The organism is Cellulomonas sp. SLBN-39, assembly GCF_006715865.1.
GTDB lineage: Bacteria > Actinomycetota > Actinomycetes > Actinomycetales > Cellulomonadaceae > Cellulomonas.
In genome coordinates, this window is the sequence record NZ_VFOA01000001.1 from 3,823,958 (window position 1) to 3,839,612 (window position 15,655).

The 15,655-nt window shown below is 69.1% G+C and carries 8 protein-coding genes and 3 rRNA genes; all 11 read right to left on the bottom strand.

What is annotated here, in order from left to right; translation table 11 throughout:
- Positions 1–1,316 precede the first annotated feature (1,316 nt).
- Positions 1,317–1,433 (bottom strand): 5S ribosomal RNA (gene rrf / locus FBY24_RS17415).
- Positions 1,434–1,513: 80 nt separating this feature from the next.
- Positions 1,514–4,620: ribosomal RNA gene (locus tag FBY24_RS17420) — 23S ribosomal RNA — on the bottom strand.
- Positions 4,621–5,019: 399 nt separating this feature from the next.
- A 16S ribosomal RNA gene (locus FBY24_RS17425) occupies positions 5,020–6,540 on the bottom strand.
- Together the 16S, 23S and 5S rRNA genes form the textbook arrangement of a ribosomal RNA operon.
- A 752-nt stretch (positions 6,541–7,292) precedes the next feature.
- Positions 7,293–8,585, bottom strand: a complete 1,293-nt coding sequence (gene tyrS, locus FBY24_RS17430; RefSeq protein ID WP_142162518.1) for a tyrosine--tRNA ligase — start codon at positions 8,583–8,585, stop codon at positions 7,293–7,295.
- Positions 8,586–8,686: 101 nt separating this feature from the next.
- A complete protein-coding gene (locus FBY24_RS17435; RefSeq protein ID WP_255432468.1) occupies positions 8,687–9,412 on the bottom strand; it encodes a DNA-3-methyladenine glycosylase in 726 nt (241 codons plus the stop codon).
- Positions 9,409–10,038 (bottom strand): uridine kinase, encoded by a 630-nt coding sequence (locus FBY24_RS17440; RefSeq protein ID WP_142162520.1) that lies wholly within the window; start codon positions 10,036–10,038, stop codon positions 9,409–9,411. The genes FBY24_RS17435 and FBY24_RS17440 overlap by 4 nt, the downstream gene beginning before the upstream one ends.
- Before the next feature lie 28 nt (positions 10,039–10,066).
- The gene (gene argH / locus FBY24_RS17445) at positions 10,067–11,503 is read right to left on the bottom strand and encodes an argininosuccinate lyase (protein WP_142162522.1); all 1,437 of its coding nucleotides are present in this window, start codon (positions 11,501–11,503) and stop codon (positions 10,067–10,069) included.
- Positions 11,504–11,528: 25 nt separating this feature from the next.
- Entirely contained in the window at positions 11,529–12,770 is a 1,242-nt protein-coding gene (locus FBY24_RS17450; RefSeq protein ID WP_140460562.1) for an argininosuccinate synthase, read from the bottom strand.
- A gap of 70 nt (positions 12,771–12,840) precedes the next feature.
- A complete protein-coding gene (locus tag FBY24_RS17455; protein WP_140460561.1) occupies positions 12,841–13,353 on the bottom strand; it encodes an arginine repressor in 513 nt (170 codons plus the stop codon).
- Positions 13,350–14,282, bottom strand: coding sequence for an ornithine carbamoyltransferase (argF, locus tag FBY24_RS17460; protein ID WP_142162524.1), 933 nt, complete (start codon positions 14,280–14,282; stop codon positions 13,350–13,352). Before argF ends, FBY24_RS17455 begins: the two co-directional genes overlap by 4 nt.
- The gene (locus FBY24_RS17465) at positions 14,279–15,655 is read right to left on the bottom strand and encodes an acetylornithine transaminase (protein ID WP_142162526.1); all 1,377 of its coding nucleotides are present in this window, start codon (positions 15,653–15,655) and stop codon (positions 14,279–14,281) included. The genes argF and FBY24_RS17465 overlap by 4 nt, the downstream gene beginning before the upstream one ends.

The following is a 15,655-nucleotide window of genomic DNA, read 5'->3' on the forward strand; positions in this document are numbered from 1 at the left end:
GCCGGACTGCCGGCCGTCCGCGCCGGCCGGCCTGCGGTCCGTCGTGGCCGGTCGGTCGCGCCACGCCGCCGGCCGCTCGCGTTCGGGACGCCGGACGTCGGAACGCTCCTGCGCCGACCAGCGGGTCTCGCCTCCGGTCGACGGACGCGTCGCGCGTTCCTGCCCCCGGCCCGGGGTCGACCGGTCCCAGGCACCGGACCGTCCACGCGCGTCGTCACGGCCACCGGCCACCGGGCGCGTCCCCGGACGATCGTCGCCGCCCCTCCGGTCCACCCCGTCACGTGACCATGCCGCACGAGGCCCCGCGGTAGCGCCACCACCGCGCGAGCGATCCGTCCTGGCTGCATCAGCCCCGGATCGGTGTGCGCCGCCACGGGTGCCGTCGGCAGGACGGGACGCCCCGCGGCCCGCGGGAGGACGCCGCTCGCCACGGTCGCCGCCGCGCACGGCAGGCCCGTCGGGCGTCAGCGCGCCGCGCGCACGCGCGTCCCCGCCCCGGTCCTCCCAGGGGCGCGACGACGTCGGGCGCCGCTCGCCGGCTGCAGACGCCCGCGGCGCACGCGGCGACTGCCCCGCAGTGCCCCGTCGCGCATCACCGGCACCGGTCCAGCCGCCGCGCTCGGGGCGCGACGGCGACCAACCCTTCTGCGGTGCACGCGCGCCGCCACCGTCCCGGCTGCGTCGATCGTCCGACCAGGCTCCGCCCTGCGACCCGGTCGCACGCGACTCGCCGCGCCTGTCAGGCCGCTCGGCTCCGCGCCCCGCGCGATCCGCTCCGCCGTCTGCGCGCTGCCACCCGCCCGACCCGGATCCGCGCTCGGTCCCGCGGACCGGGCCGCGACCCGCGACGCCACGACCGGCACCAGGCACCGAGCTGGAACCGCGCGACGACCCGCCAGAGCCCGGGCGACGCTCCTGCCCGCCACGGTCGCTCCACGACGGCGCGGCACCACGCTCGGCTGGTGCGCCACGACCGCGGGTGCCGCCACTCGAACGATCGTTGCCGCGCGAACCACTCGAGGACCGCCCCGCGCCGGCGCTCCCCGACGCGCGGGTGCCCCACCGGTCTGCCTGGCGTCCCCCGCCCCCAGCCCCGCCCGTGCCGCGTGAGCTCTGCGGGCGGTTCCCGCGGTTGTCGTCGCTGTTCATGTGTGCTCCTCGTCCTGCGTCTGCAGCCATGCTCTCATCCGCGCGACCATGAGGCGCACAAGCACGAACCGGATCTCCCCACCACGAACCAGGACACACCCCCACACGCATCCCCAACCCAACACAGAAAGGCCCACCCGCGAACGGGTGGGCCTTCCTGAAAAATTGTCCGGCGGCGTCCTACTCTCCCACACCCTGGCGGGTGCAGTACCATCGGCGCTGAAGGGCTTAGCTTCCGGGTTCGGAATGGGACCGGGCGTTTCCCCTTCGCTATGACCGCCGTAACACTGTCGAGCTCAACCACAGGCAATGAAGCCGTTGGTGACCCGGGAACCGCACAGTGGACGCGTCGCAAAGAATGATGATAGTCAAGTCATCGGCTTATTAGTACCGGTCAGCTACGGCAGTCGTTAGTCCCGCCTTCCACGTCCGGCCTATCAACCCAGTGTTCTGCTGGGAGCCTCTCACCCACAAGGGGCATGGAAACCTCATCTTGAAGCAGGCTTCCCGCTTAGATGCTTTCAGCGGTTATCCCTCCCGAACGTAGCCAACCAGCCGTGCTCCTGGCGGAACAACTGGCACACCAGAGGTTCGTCCGTCCCGGTCCTCTCGTACTAGGGACAGCCCTTCTCAAGTTTCCTGCGCGCGCAGCGGATAGGGACCGAACTGTCTCACGACGTTCTAAACCCAGCTCGCGTACCGCTTTAATGGGCGAACAGCCCAACCCTTGGGACCTACTCCAGCCCCAGGATGCGACGAGCCGACATCGAGGTGCCAAACCATGCCGTCGATATGGACTCTTGGGCAAGATCAGCCTGTTATCCCCGGGGTACCTTTTATCCGTTGAGCGACGGCGCTTCCACAAGCCACCGCCGGATCACTAGTTCCGACTTTCGTCCCTGCTCGACCTGTCAGTCTCACAGTCAAGCTCCCTTGTGCACTTGCACTCGCCACCTGATTGCCAACCAGGCTGAGGGAACCTTTGAGCGCCTCCGTTACATTTTAGGAGGCAACCGCCCCAGTTAAACTACCCACCAGGCACTGTCCCTGATCCGGATCACGGACCGAGGTTAGATATCCAGAGCGACCAGAGTGGTATTTCAACGATGACTCCACCGACACTGGCGTGCCGACTTCACAGTCTCCCACCTATCCTACACAAGCCGCACCGAACACCAATACCAAGCTATAGTAAAGGTCCCGGGGTCTTTCCGTCCTGCTGCGCGTAACGAGCATCTTTACTCGTAGTGCAATTTCGCCGAGTTCGCGGTTGAGACAGCGGAGAAGTCGTTACGCCATTCGTGCAGGTCGGAACTTACCCGACAAGGAATTTCGCTACCTTAGGATGGTTATAGTTACCACCGCCGTTTACTGGGGCTTAAATTCTGAGCTTCGCCTTGCGGCTAACCCGTCCTCTTAACCTTCCAGCACCGGGCAGGCGTCAGTCCGTATACATCGTCTTGCGACTTCGCACGGACCTGTGTTTTTAGTAAACAGTCGCTTCTCCCTGGTCTCTGCGGCCATCCACGCTGCCCCGGGCAAGCCGGTTCACGCTTCAGGCCCCCCTTCTCCCGAAGTTACGGGGGCATTTTGCCGAGTTCCTTAACCACGATTCTCTCGATCGCCTTGGTATTCTCTACCTGACCACCTGAGTCGGTTTGGGGTACGGGCGGCTAGAACCTCGCGTCGAGGCTTTTCTTGGCAGCATAGGATCACCCATTTCCCGCATACGCGGTACCCGTCAGTTCTCAGGCATACAAGGTGCGGATTTGCCTACACCTCGCCCTACAACCTTGGACGTGGACTACCATCGCCACGCTGGGCTACCTTCCTGCGTCACCCCTGTTAATACGCTTACCTACTACCGGATCGGGTCCCGTGCTCCCTGGCTCGGTGTCCCCGAAGGAACGATGAACCAGCTCGGACGGTTAGCATCACCGGGCTCGGTATGGGCGGTTCTTCGCCGGTACGGGAATATCAACCCGTTGTCCATCGACTACGCCTGTCGGCCTCGCCTTAGGTCCCGACTTACCCAGGGCGGATTAGCCTGGCCCTGGAACCCTTGGTCATTCGGCGGACGGGTTTCTCACCCGTCATTCGCTACTCATGCCTGCATTCTCACTCGTGTAGGCTCCACCACTGGGTCACCCCGCAGCTTCACTGCCCACACGACGCTCCCCTACCCATCCACACGACTGAACCACGAAGGCTTGTCACGAGTGTGAATGCCACAGCTTCGGCGGTGTGCTTGAGCCCCGCTACATTGTCGGCGCGGAATCACTTGACCAGTGAGCTATTACGCACTCTTTCAAGGGTGGCTGCTTCTAAGCCAACCTCCTGGTTGTCTGTGCAACTCCACATCCTTTCCCACTTAGCACACGCTTAGGGGCCTTAGCTGGTGGTCTGGGCTGTTTCCCTCTCGACTACGGAGCTTATCCCCCGCAGTCTCACTGCCACGCTCTGGCTTACCGGCATTCGGAGTTTGGCTAACGTCAGTAACCTGGTGGGGCCCATCGGCTATCCAGTAGCTCTACCTCCGGCAAGAAACGCGTGACGCTGCACCTAAATGCATTTCGGGGAGAACCAGCTATCACGAAGTTTGATTGGCCTTTCACCCCTAACCACAGGTCATCCCCCAGGTTTTCAACCCTGGTGGGTTCGGGCCTCCACGCGGTCTTACCCGCGCTTCACCCTGCCCATGGCTAGATCACTTCGCTTCGGGTCTAGAGCACGCGACTACAAACGCCCTATTCGGACTCGCTTTCGCTACGGCTTCCCCACACGGGTTAACCTTGCCACGTACCACTAACTCGCAGGCTCATTCTTCAAAAGGCACGCCGTCACCCCTGCTAGGGAGGCTCCGACGGATTGTAGGCACACGGTTTCAGGTACTATTTCACTCCCCTCCCGGGGTACTTTTCACCTTTCCCTCACGGTACTTGTCCGCTATCGGTCACCAGGTAGTATTTAGGCTTACACAGTGGTCTGTGCAGATTCACTCCGGGTTTCTCGGGCCCGGAGCTACTTGGGATCCCCTTCAGGAGACCACGCCATTTCGTCTACGGGGGTACCACCCTCTATGCCGGGCCTTTCAATGCCCTTCGACTATGACGCGATTTTCTGACTCCTCGCCAGCTCGGCAGAGCTGACCGAAAGGTCCCACAACCCCGTACGCGCAACGCCTGCCGGCTATCACACACGCACGGTTTGGCCTGATCCGCTTTCGCTCGCCACTACTCACGGAATATCTCTTCCTGCCGGTACTGAGATGTTTCACTTCCCGGCGTTCCCTCCACTCACCCTATATATTCAGGTGAGGGTCACCGCACATGACTGCGGCGGGGTTTCCCCATTCGGACATCCTCGGATCACGGTTCGTTTGCCAACTCCCCGAGGCTTATCGCAGGCTACTACGTCCTTCTTCGGCTCCTGGTGCCAAGGCATCCACCCTGTGCCCTTATAAACTTGACCACAAAGATCATTCAAAGATGCTCGCGTCCACTGTGCAGTTCTCAAGCAACCACCGGTCACCACCCAGACCCCGGCGCCTACCCACCCCCCGAAGGAGACAAGCGGTTCATCCGGACCAGACAGTCCCGACCTGAAAGACACAACCACAACGGCTGCTCCCTCAGGACCCAACAGCGTGCCAGGCCGACCCCACCAGCAGAACCTCACCTTTCCCTCCCCACCACCCGCACCCCGAAGGACACGAACAGCAGGCGTACTCAGCAGCCCCACCAGCACAAAGCCGGCCGTAGTCGATGTTCCACCCGTGAGCACCACCCCTGACACGAACGGCCAGGGCATGGGCCTGGACAACCACCCGCACCCCACGACAGGGCACGCCAGCTGCCAGATGCTCCTTAGAAAGGAGGTGATCCAGCCGCACCTTCCGGTACGGCTACCTTGTTACGACTTAGTCCTAATCGCCAGTCCCACCTTCGACGGCTCCCCCCACAAGGGTTGGGCCACCGGCTTCGGGTGTTACCGACTTTCATGACTTGACGGGCGGTGTGTACAAGGCCCGGGAACGTATTCACCGCAGCGTTGCTGATCTGCGATTACTAGCGACTCCGACTTCATGGGGTCGAGTTGCAGACCCCAATCCGAACTGAGACCGGCTTTTTGGGATTCGCTCCACCTCGCGGTATCGCAGCCCTTTGTACCGGCCATTGTAGCATGCGTGAAGCCCAAGACATAAGGGGCATGATGATTTGACGTCATCCCCACCTTCCTCCGAGTTGACCCCGGCAGTCTCCCATGAGTCCCCGGCATAACCCGCTGGCAACATGGGACGAGGGTTGCGCTCGTTGCGGGACTTAACCCAACATCTCACGACACGAGCTGACGACAACCATGCACCACCTGTACACCGACCTTGCGGGGCACCCATCTCTGAGTGTTACCGGTGCATGTCAAGCCTTGGTAAGGTTCTTCGCGTTGCATCGAATTAATCCGCATGCTCCGCCGCTTGTGCGGGCCCCCGTCAATTTCTTTGAGTTTTAGCCTTGCGGCCGTACTCCCCAGGCGGGGCACTTAATGCGTTTGCTGCGGCACGGAACTCGTGGAATGAGCCCCACACCTAGTGCCCAACGTTTACGGCATGGACTACCAGGGTATCTAATCCTGTTCGCTCCCCATGCTTTCGCTCCTCAGCGTCAGTTGCGGCCCAGTGACCTGCCTTCGCCATCGGTGTTCCTCCTGATATCTGCGCATTCCACCGCTACACCAGGAATTCCAGTCACCCCTACCGCACTCTAGTCTGCCCGTACCCACTGCAAGCCCCAGGTTGAGCCTGAGGATTTCACAGCAGACGCGACAAACCGCCTACGAGCTCTTTACGCCCAATAATTCCGGACAACGCTTGCGCCCTACGTATTACCGCGGCTGCTGGCACGTAGTTAGCCGGCGCTTCTTCTGCAGGTACCGTCACTTGCGCTTCTTCCCTGCTGAAAGAGGTTTACAACCCGAAGGCCGTCATCCCTCACGCGGCGTCGCTGCATCAGGCTTGCGCCCATTGTGCAATATTCCCCACTGCTGCCTCCCGTAGGAGTCTGGGCCGTGTCTCAGTCCCAGTGTGGCCGGTCGCCCTCTCAGGCCGGCTACCCGTCGTCGCCTTGGTAGGCCATCACCCCACCAACAAGCTGATAGGCCGCGAGCCCATCCCTCACCGATAAATCTTTCCAGACACTACCGATGCCGGTGCGTCTCATATCCGGTATTAGACCTCGTTTCCAAGGCTTATCCCAGAGTGAAGGGCAGGTTGCTCACGTGTTACTCACCCGTTCGCCACTGATCAGACCAGCAAGCTGGTCGTCACCGTTCGACTTGCATGTGTTAAGCACGCCGCCAGCGTTCGTCCTGAGCCAGAATCAAACTCTCCGTTAATGTCAAACAGCCACCCACCAGGCAAACCCAGCGAGCAACAGACACCACAAAGAAGCCCCAGCCATACAGCCAGGGCCAGAAACTGGCACCTACCTGAGCCACTCACACGGGGGTGCGAGCTGACCCAGATTCGATACCACAATCATGGCATCGACTACTTGGCACACTGTTGAGTTCTCAAGGAACAGACGCGCATCCACTCAAACCTTGCGGCTCTCACTGGAGGCTTCTCTTCGTTCGTGCTCCACCCTACCAGACCGACTCGCATTCCCGAACCAGGCATTCACCCGATCCAGAACCACTCATCCGCCCTTCCGGCGTCGTTCTCAACCCTACACCATTCATTTCCCCGCCCCAGCCTCACAGCCGAACCAGAAAAACAACCAGCGAGAATCTCGAACAAAAACTACCCCACAACCCGGAACCCACCGAACCACCGAAGCGACCCGACAACCACCGAACTGCGGCCCCGCACACTACACCCCGACGCACACAGCGCCAAGATGACCAACACACGGGATGGCCCTGCTCCGCGGGACCGACCACCGAAGATCACCTCGGTGTCCGTTCCTCCCTGCCGGGCGGGCTCAGAGAACATTACAGGTGTGTTGCGTGGCGTGCAAACGACGACCGGGTGATCGCGGTCACCGAGGGGCCGTCGATCGACCGCTCAGCCTCTGACCTGCGTGATCGCCGCCGGCGGCGGGTGCGGCGCGCCCCGGCCGGGCCGCACCGCACCCGTCGCGCGACGATCAGGCGTCCGCGGGGACGGCCGCGTCGGCGTCCACGTGCGTGTCGACGACGGCCAGCGTGCGCTTGCCGCGACGCAGCAGCGCCCACCGGCCGTGCAGGAGGTCGGCGGTGCCGAGCCTCGCGTCCTCGCCACTCACCCGCACGTTGTTCAGCGACGCACCGCCCTCCGCCACGGCCCGTCGCGCAGCGCCCTTGCTCGCCACCACCCCGGACGCGGCGAGCAGGTCCACGACGAGGTCGCCCGGACGGCCCGACGCCGTCGGGAGCTCGGCCACCGCCGCCGCGAACGTCGACCGGTCCAGGTCGGCCAACGACCCGCGGCCGAACAGGGCCTGGCTCGCCGCCACCACCGCGTCGGCGGCAGCGGTGCCGTGCACGAGCGAGGTGACGTCGTGCGCCAGCGCGCGCTGGGCCTCGCGTGCCGCCGGACGGGCGTCGACCGCAGCCTCCAGCTCGGCGATCTCCTCGCGGGAGCGGAACGTGAACACCTTGAGGTAGCGCACGACGTCCGCGTCGTCCGCGTTGAGCCAGAACTGGAAGAACGCGTAGGGCGTCGTCAGTTCCGGGTCGAGCCAGACCGTGCCCGTCTCGGTCTTGCCGAACTTGGTGCCGTCGGCCTTCGTGATCAGCGGCGTGGTCAGCGCGTGCACCGCACGGCCCTCGACCTTGCGGACCAGCTCCACGCCCGAGAGCAGGTTGCCCCACTGGTCGTTGCCGCCCGTCTGGAGGCGCACGCCGTACCGGCGGTGCAGCTCGAGGAAGTCCATGCCCTGCAGGATCTGGTAGCTGAACTCGGTGAAGCTGATCCCCTGCTCGCTGTGCAGCCGCCGCGCGACGGTGTCCTTCGCGAGCATCGTGCCCAGGCGGTAGTGCTTGCCGACGTCGCGGAGGAAGTCGATCGCCGACAGGCCCGCCGTCCAGTCGAGGTTGTTCACCATCGTCGCGGCGTTCGGGCCGTCGAAGCGCAGCAGCGGGGCGATCTGCGCGCGGATGCGCTCGACCCAGCCCGCCACCACGTCCGGCGCGTTGAGGGTCCGCTCCCCCGCCATCTTGGGGTCGCCGATGAGACCGGTCGCGCCGCCGACGAGGGCGAACGGACGGTGGCCCGCGTCCTGGAGCCGACGCACCGTGAGGATCTGGACGAGGTTGCCGATGTGCAGGCTCGGCGCCGTGGGGTCGAAGCCGCAGTACAGCGGCACGGGGCCGGCGGCCAGGTCCGCGCGCAGCGCGTCGAGGTCGGTGTGCTGGGACAGCAGGCCGCGCCAGGCCAGCTCGTCGAGGACGTCGGTCACGTGGGTGCTCCCGGGGGGACGTGCGCGGCCGTGCGGCCGGCGCGAGGGACTGGGCGGCATCGCGACGCCGCTCGGGCAGGGTGGACGGGTGCGTGCACCCGTCAGGCCGACGTCGTCGCCCCGCGCGGGGCGTCTGCCGACGTCGGCGAGCGATAGCCGGGGCGGAACGCGGACACCGTGCGGTCACCGCTGAACCACAGGCGCCACGGGTGGGCCGCCACGTCGCCGCCGGCACCCGAGACACCCACGCGGGCGCCGCTCACCACGGGCGGCAGCACCGAGTCGGTCTCGCGCAGGTGCACGACCACCGCACCGCCCGGCTCGGTCACGTCCTGGCCGTTCGCGGCGACGTCGAGGCCGAGGCACACCGCCAGCCGGGCCGGGCCCCGGGCCAGCTGCCGCTCGTTGTCCACCGTGCCGGCACGGGCCCGGCGGTCCCAGGCCAGGTCCTTCCCCTCGACGACCTCGCCCGCCCGCAGCAGCACGGCCGACGCCGAACCGGCAGGCTGGGTCACGACGTTCACGCAGTGGTGCAGACCGAGGTGGCGGTAGACGTACAGGCGCCCCGGCTCGGCGAACATCGCCGCGTTGCGCGCGTTGCGACCCCGGAACGCGTGGGAGGCCGGGTCGTCGTCGCCGCCGTAGGCCTCGACCTCGGTCAGGCGCACGGTCACCGTGCCGTCCGGGCCGTGGGCGGACACGAACGCACCGAGCAGGTCCCGAGCCACCGTCAGCACGTCCCTGGCGAACCAGGTGCGTGCAGGGACGCGCCCGACGCCGGGGGCCGCGGCGTCGTCGCCTGCGGGCTCGGGCTGCACGGCGTTCACCCGGCCATCATGCCAAACGCGTCCAGCACGACGTCGCAGCGCCCGCGCGTGCCCTGCGCCGCGAAGTGCGCCTGCTCGTCGCGCATCCACGTGCGCCAGTGCGGCTCGGCCGCCGCACCGTCGCGCGCGAGGCCGCGGGCCAGCCGCACCGACGGCGCCGCCTCGACCCACAGCCGCAGCGACGTCAGCCCGTCGACCGCGCGGGGGCAGGAGCCGCAGCCCTCGAGCACGAGCACGTCGACGGGCGGGACGTCGACCCACCCGTCGAACCGGCCGAGCACCCAGTCGTACCGCTCGAAGCGCCCCGCCGAGCCGCGGCGCAACGGCTCGAGGACCTGGGTGCGGACCCGCGGCCACAGGGTCGGCTCGAACCCGTCCCACCCCGCGTACAGGTCGTCCATGTGCACGACCGCGGCGGAGCGGCCCGCCCCGACGACCGCGGCGACCAGGCGGGCCGCCGTCGTCGTCTTGCCCGACCCGGCCGGGCCGTCGACGGTCACGAGGCGCACGCGACCGAGCCGGGCCGGGCCCTGCAGGAGCCCGGCCACCAGCTGCCCGGCGACCGCCGACGCCGCCCCGTCGCCGGGGTCCGCACCGGCGGCCGCCGGCTCGTGGTCGGAGGTCATCGCGCGGTCCGCACCCCGGGCATCGCGGTCAGGCCGAGCGGGTCGCGCGCAGGTGCGCGGCCCGCGCCCGGGCACGCGCCAGCTGCTCGGCCACGCGCACCGGCGCGGTACCGCCGTGCGCGGACCGGGAGGCCAACGAGCCCTCGACCGTCAGCACGCTCCGGACCGCAGGAGTCAGGTGGGGCGAGATCGCGGCGAGCTGCTCGTCGGTCAGGTCCCACAGCTCCAGGGGCGGGTCGTGCTCCTCGCACGTGCGCACGCACGCGCCGGCCACCTCGTGGGCGACGCGGAACGGCACGCCCTCGCGCACCAGCCACTCCGCGACGTCCGTCGCCAGGGAGAACCCCTGCGGCGCCAGGGCCGCCATGCGGTCGGTGTCGAACGTCAGGGTCGCGACCATCCCGGCGAAGGCGGGCAGCAGCACCGTGAGCTGGTCGACCTGGTCGAAGACCGGCTCCTTGTCCTCCTGCAGGTCGCGGTTGTACGCGAGCGGCAGGCCCTTGAGCGTGGTCAGCAGACCCGTCAGGTCGCCGACGAGGCGCCCGGCCTTGCCGCGCGCGAGCTCGGCGACGTCGGGGTTCTTCTTCTGCGGCATGATGCTCGACCCCGTGGAGTACGCGTCGTGCAGCCGCACGAAGCCGAACTCCTTGGTCGCCCAGAGCACGACCTCCTCGGCCAGCCGCGACAGGTCGACCCCGACCATCGCCGCGACGAACGCGAACTCCGCGACCACGTCACGGGCGGCCGTGCCGTCGATCGAGTTCTCGACCGGGCCGTCGAAGCCGAGCTCGGCGGCCACCGCCGCCGGGTCCAGGCCCAGGGACGAACCGGCCAGCGCGCCCGAGCCGTACGGCGACACCGCGGCCCTGCGGTCCCAGTCGGCCCAGCGCTCGACGTCGCGCAGCAGGGGCCACGCGTGCGCGAGCAGGTGGTGCGCGAGCAGGACCGGCTGGGCGTGCTGCAGGTGGGTGCGCCCCGGGAGCGGGGCGTCGCCGGCCGCCTCGGCCTGCGCCACCAGGGCGTCGACGACGTCGAGCACCATCGCCGACAGCAGGCGCGACTGCCGCCGCAGGTACATGCGCACCAGCGTGGCGATCTGGTCGTTGCGCGAGCGCCCCGCGCGCAGCTTGCCGCCCAGGTCGACGCCCGCACGCTCGAGCAGCCCGCGCTCGAGCGCGGTGTGCACGTCCTCGTCGTCCGGCGAGGGGCCGAACGCGCCCGACGCGACGTCCGCCCGCAGCCGCTCGAGCGCGTCGACCATGCGCGTGACCTCGTCGTCGGTCAGCAGCCCGGCCGCGTGCAGCACGTGCGCGTGCGCGACCGAGCCGCTGACGTCGTCGTCGGCCAGCCGCCAGTCGAAGTGCGTCGAGCGGGACAGGTCCGCCAGGGCCGCGGCGGGGCCGGACGCGAAGCGCCCGCCCCACAGGGCCAGCGGGCCTCCCGTCGCACCGTCCGCGCCAGGCACGCCCTGCTCCCCCGCCGCCGCCACGTCAGGCCCCCGTCAGGCCGCCGGCCGGGCCCAGGTCGGGGGCGTTGCCGAACGTCACGTCGCGGGCGGCCGCCAGCTTCGAGCTCAGGCCGTAGATCTCGATGAAGCCGCGGGCCGCCGACTGGTCGAACGTGTCGCCGGTGTCGTAGGTCGCGAGGTTGAAGTCGTAGAGGCTGGCGTCCGAACGACGGCCCGTGACCGTGGCCCGCCCGCCGTGGAGCACGAGGCGGACGTCGCCGGAGACGTAGCGCTGGGTGTCCTCGACGAACACGTCGAGCGAACGCTTGAGCGGGCTGAACCACTGGCCGTCGTAGACCAGCTCGGTCCAGCGCTGCTCGACCTGGCGCTTGAACCGGGCCTGCTCGCGCTCGACCGTGACGTTCTCGAGCTCCTGGTGCGCCGCGATCAGGGCGATCGCGCCGGGTGCCTCGTAGACCTCACGGGACTTGATGCCGACGAGACGGTCCTCGACGATGTCGATGCGGCCGACGCCCTGGGCCCCGGCGCGCCGGTTCATCTCCTGGATCGCCTGCAGGGGCGTCACGGCCACGCCGTCGAGCGCCACGGGCACGCCCTGCTCGAACGTGACGACGACCTCGTCGGCGACCGGCGGGAACGTCGGGTCGTCCGTGTACGTGTAGACGTCCTTGGTCGGGCCGTTCCAGATGTCCTCGAGGAAGCCGGTCTCGACCGCGCGGCCCCACACGTTCTGGTCGATCGAGAACGGGTTGTGCTTCGTCGTGGCGATGGGCAGCCGGTGCTTCTCGGCGTACTCGATGGCCTTGTCGCGGGTCAGCGCCAGGTCGCGGACGGGGGCCAGGCACTTCAGGTCGGGCGCGAGGGAGGTGATGCCGACCTCGAACCGGACCTGGTCGTTGCCCTTGCCGGTGCAGCCGTGGGCCACGGTCGTCGCGCCGAACTGCCGCGCGGCGCGCACGAGGTGCTTGACGATGACGGGACGCGAGAGCGCCGAGACCAGCGGGTACCGGTCGAGGTACAGCCCGTTGGCCTTGAGGGCGGGCATGCAGTACTCGGTCGCGAACTCGTCGCGCGCGTCCGCCACGTAGGCCTCGACGGCGCCGCAGTCGAGCGCGCGGCGGCGGATGACCTCGAGGTCCTCCCCGCCCTGGCCGACGTCGACCGCCACGGCGATCACCTCGGCACCGGTGGCCTCGGCGATCCAGCCGATGGCCACCGAGGTGTCCAGACCGCCGGAGTAGGCGAGGACGACGCGTTCGGTCATGTCAGGGTGCTCCTTCTCGAGATCCGCATGCATGAACATACATCCTCATGCGGAGATATGCACAACCGGCTCAGCCCTCGCCCGCGAGCGCGAGGAAGCGGTCCGCGACCGCGTCGCCGCCGTCCGGGGCGCGGCAGATCACGAGGACCGTGTCGTCGCCGGCGATCGTGCCGAGGACCTGCGGGAGGATCGAGTGGTCGATGGCCGACGCGAGGAACTGCGCCGCCCCCGGCGGCGTGCGCAGCACGACGAGGTTGCCCGACGCCTCGGCCGTCACCAGCAGCTCGGCGCACAGGCGCGCGAGGCGGGCCGCGAGCTGCTCGGGGTCGGACGTGGTGGGGGTGCGGTCGCCGCCCTCCCCGGGCACGGCGTACGCGAGGGCGCCCGCCGGGGTGCGGATCTTCACCGCGCGCAGCTCCACGAGGTCGCGGCTGAGCGTGGCCTGCGTGACGTTGACACCCTCCTCCGCGAGGAGGTCCGCGAGCTCGCCCTGGGAGTGCACGGCGCCGCGGTGCAGCAGCGCACGGATCAGCGCGTGGCGGGCCGCCTTGGTCGACGGGACCGCACCCGTCCCGGTGGTCATCGTCGCTCCAGCAGGAACGACAGCAGGGCCTTCTGGGCGTGCAGGCGGTTCTCCGCCTCGTCCCAGACGACCGACTGCGGGCCGTCGAGGACGTCGGCGGTGATCTCCTTGCCGCGGTACGCCGGCAGGCAGTGCAGGACCAGGGCGTCGGGGGCGGCCAGCGCCAGGGCCGCCGCGTCGAGACGGAACGGGACGAGCTGCGCCTGGCGCTCGGGGCCGACGTCCTCCTGGCCCATGGAGACCCACGTGTCCGTCGCCACGACGTCCGCGCCGGCGACGGCCTCGGCCAGGTCGTGCACGACGCGGACCGAGCCCCCGGTCGTCGCCGCGACCTCGGCCGCGCGTGCCACGACCGCAGGGTCGGGTGCCGCGCCGGCCGGGCAGCCCACGCGCACGTGCAGGCCCGCCGTGGCGCCGCCGAGCAGGTAGGAGTGCGCCATGTTGTTGGCGCCGTCGCCGACGAAGGCCAGGGTGGTGCCCGCGAGCGCGGCGACGCCCCCGCGGTGCTGGGCGACCGTGGTGAGGTCGGCGAGGACCTGGCACGGGTGGAAGTCGTCGGTCAGGGCGTTGACGACGGGGACGCCCGCGTGGGCGGCCATCTCCTCGATGCGCGCCTGCGCGTGCGTGCGCCACACCACGGCCGCCGCCTGGCGGCCGAGGACGCGGGCGGTGTCGGCGACGGACTCGCGCACGCCGATGCGGGCCAGGGTGCCGTCCACCGTGAGCGGGAACCCGCCGAGCTCGGCGATGCCCGTCGCGAAGCTCACCTGGGTGCGCAGGGTCGGCTTGTCGAAGATGACAGCGACGGCGCGCGGCCCGGCCAGGGGTGTGCGGATGAAGCGGTCGTCGCGGAACGCCAGGGCGAGCTCGAGGACCTCCCGCTGCTCGGCGGGGGTCAGGTCGTCGTCGCGCAGGAAGTGGCGGGTCATCGGGTCTCCTCGGGCACGGCGAGGTCCGCGGGCAGGGCCGCGACCAGGTCGACGAACGGCTGGACCTGCTCGTCGGTGAGGACGTAGGGCGGGGCCAGGCGCAGCGTGGTCGGGGTGCAGGGGTTGACGATCGTGCCGGCGTCCAGGGCGCGGGCCGCGACGACGGCTGCGACCGGGGCGGTCAGCTCGACGGCCACGAGCAGGCCCTCGCCGCGCACCTCGCGGACCAGGGGGTTGCCGGTGCCGCGCAGGCGCTCCCGCAGGCGCTCGCCGAGGTCGCGCACGTTGGCGAGCAGCCCGTCACGCTCGACCACGCCGATCGTCGCGAGCGCGGCCGCGGCGGCGACGGGGTTGCCGCCGAACGTGGTGCCGTGCTGGCCGCGGCCCAGCAGGCCCGCGACCTGCGGGCCGAAGGCGATGAGGGCGCCGACGGGGAAGCCGCCGCCGAGGCCCTTGGCGACGGTGACGGCGTCGGGCACGACCCCGCCGCCCAGGTGCGGGTGGTGGTGGGCGAACCAGCGGCCGGTGCGCCCCATGCCCGTCTGGACCTCGTCCAGGACCAGCAGGGCGCCGTGCTCGGTGGTGAGCTCGCGGGCCAGGGCGAGCCACCCCGGGGGCAGCGGGCGCACGCCGGCCTCGCCCTGGATGGGCTCGACCACCAGCGCCGCCACCTGGTCGCCGTCGGTGGCGAACGCCGCCCGCAGCGCGTCGGCGTCGCCGAAGGGCAGGAACTCGACCCCGGCGGGCAGCGGCTCGAACGGCTCCCGGTACGCGGCCTTGTGCGTCAGGGCGAGCGCACCCATCGTGCGGCCGTGGAACGATCCCTCCAGCGCCAGGACCCGGGGCCGGGTGCCGGCGGAGTGGCGGCGGGCGAGCTTGAACGCGGCCTCGTTGGCCTCGGTGCCCGAGTTGGTGAAGAACACCCGCGAGCCCGTGGGCGCCTGGGCGAGCTCGACGAGGCGCTCGGCCAGCGTGATCTGCGTCGGGCTGGCGAAGAAGTTCGACACGTGGCCCAGCGTCCCGAGCTGGGCGCTGACCGCCGCGGTCAGCGTCGGGTGCGCGTGACCGAGGGAGTTGACCGCGATCCCGCCGAGCAGGTCGAGGTAGCGGCGGCCGTCGGCGTCCCAGACGTACGGGCCCTCGCCGCGCACGAGGACACGCTGCGGCGGGCCGAAGGTGTCCATGACCGCGTGGGTGTACCGGTCGGTCCACTGCGCGACGGAACCGTCCGCGGGCGGCAGCGGGAGGGCCTCCTCCGGGCCGCGGTGCCGGGCCAGGTGGCCGCCCGCCTGCGCCGGGAGCTGCCCGCCGGGGGGCGGGTCGGTCGGCGTCGTGGCCTCGTGCGGGGCGCCGGGCGTTCCCGTCGTCGTCAT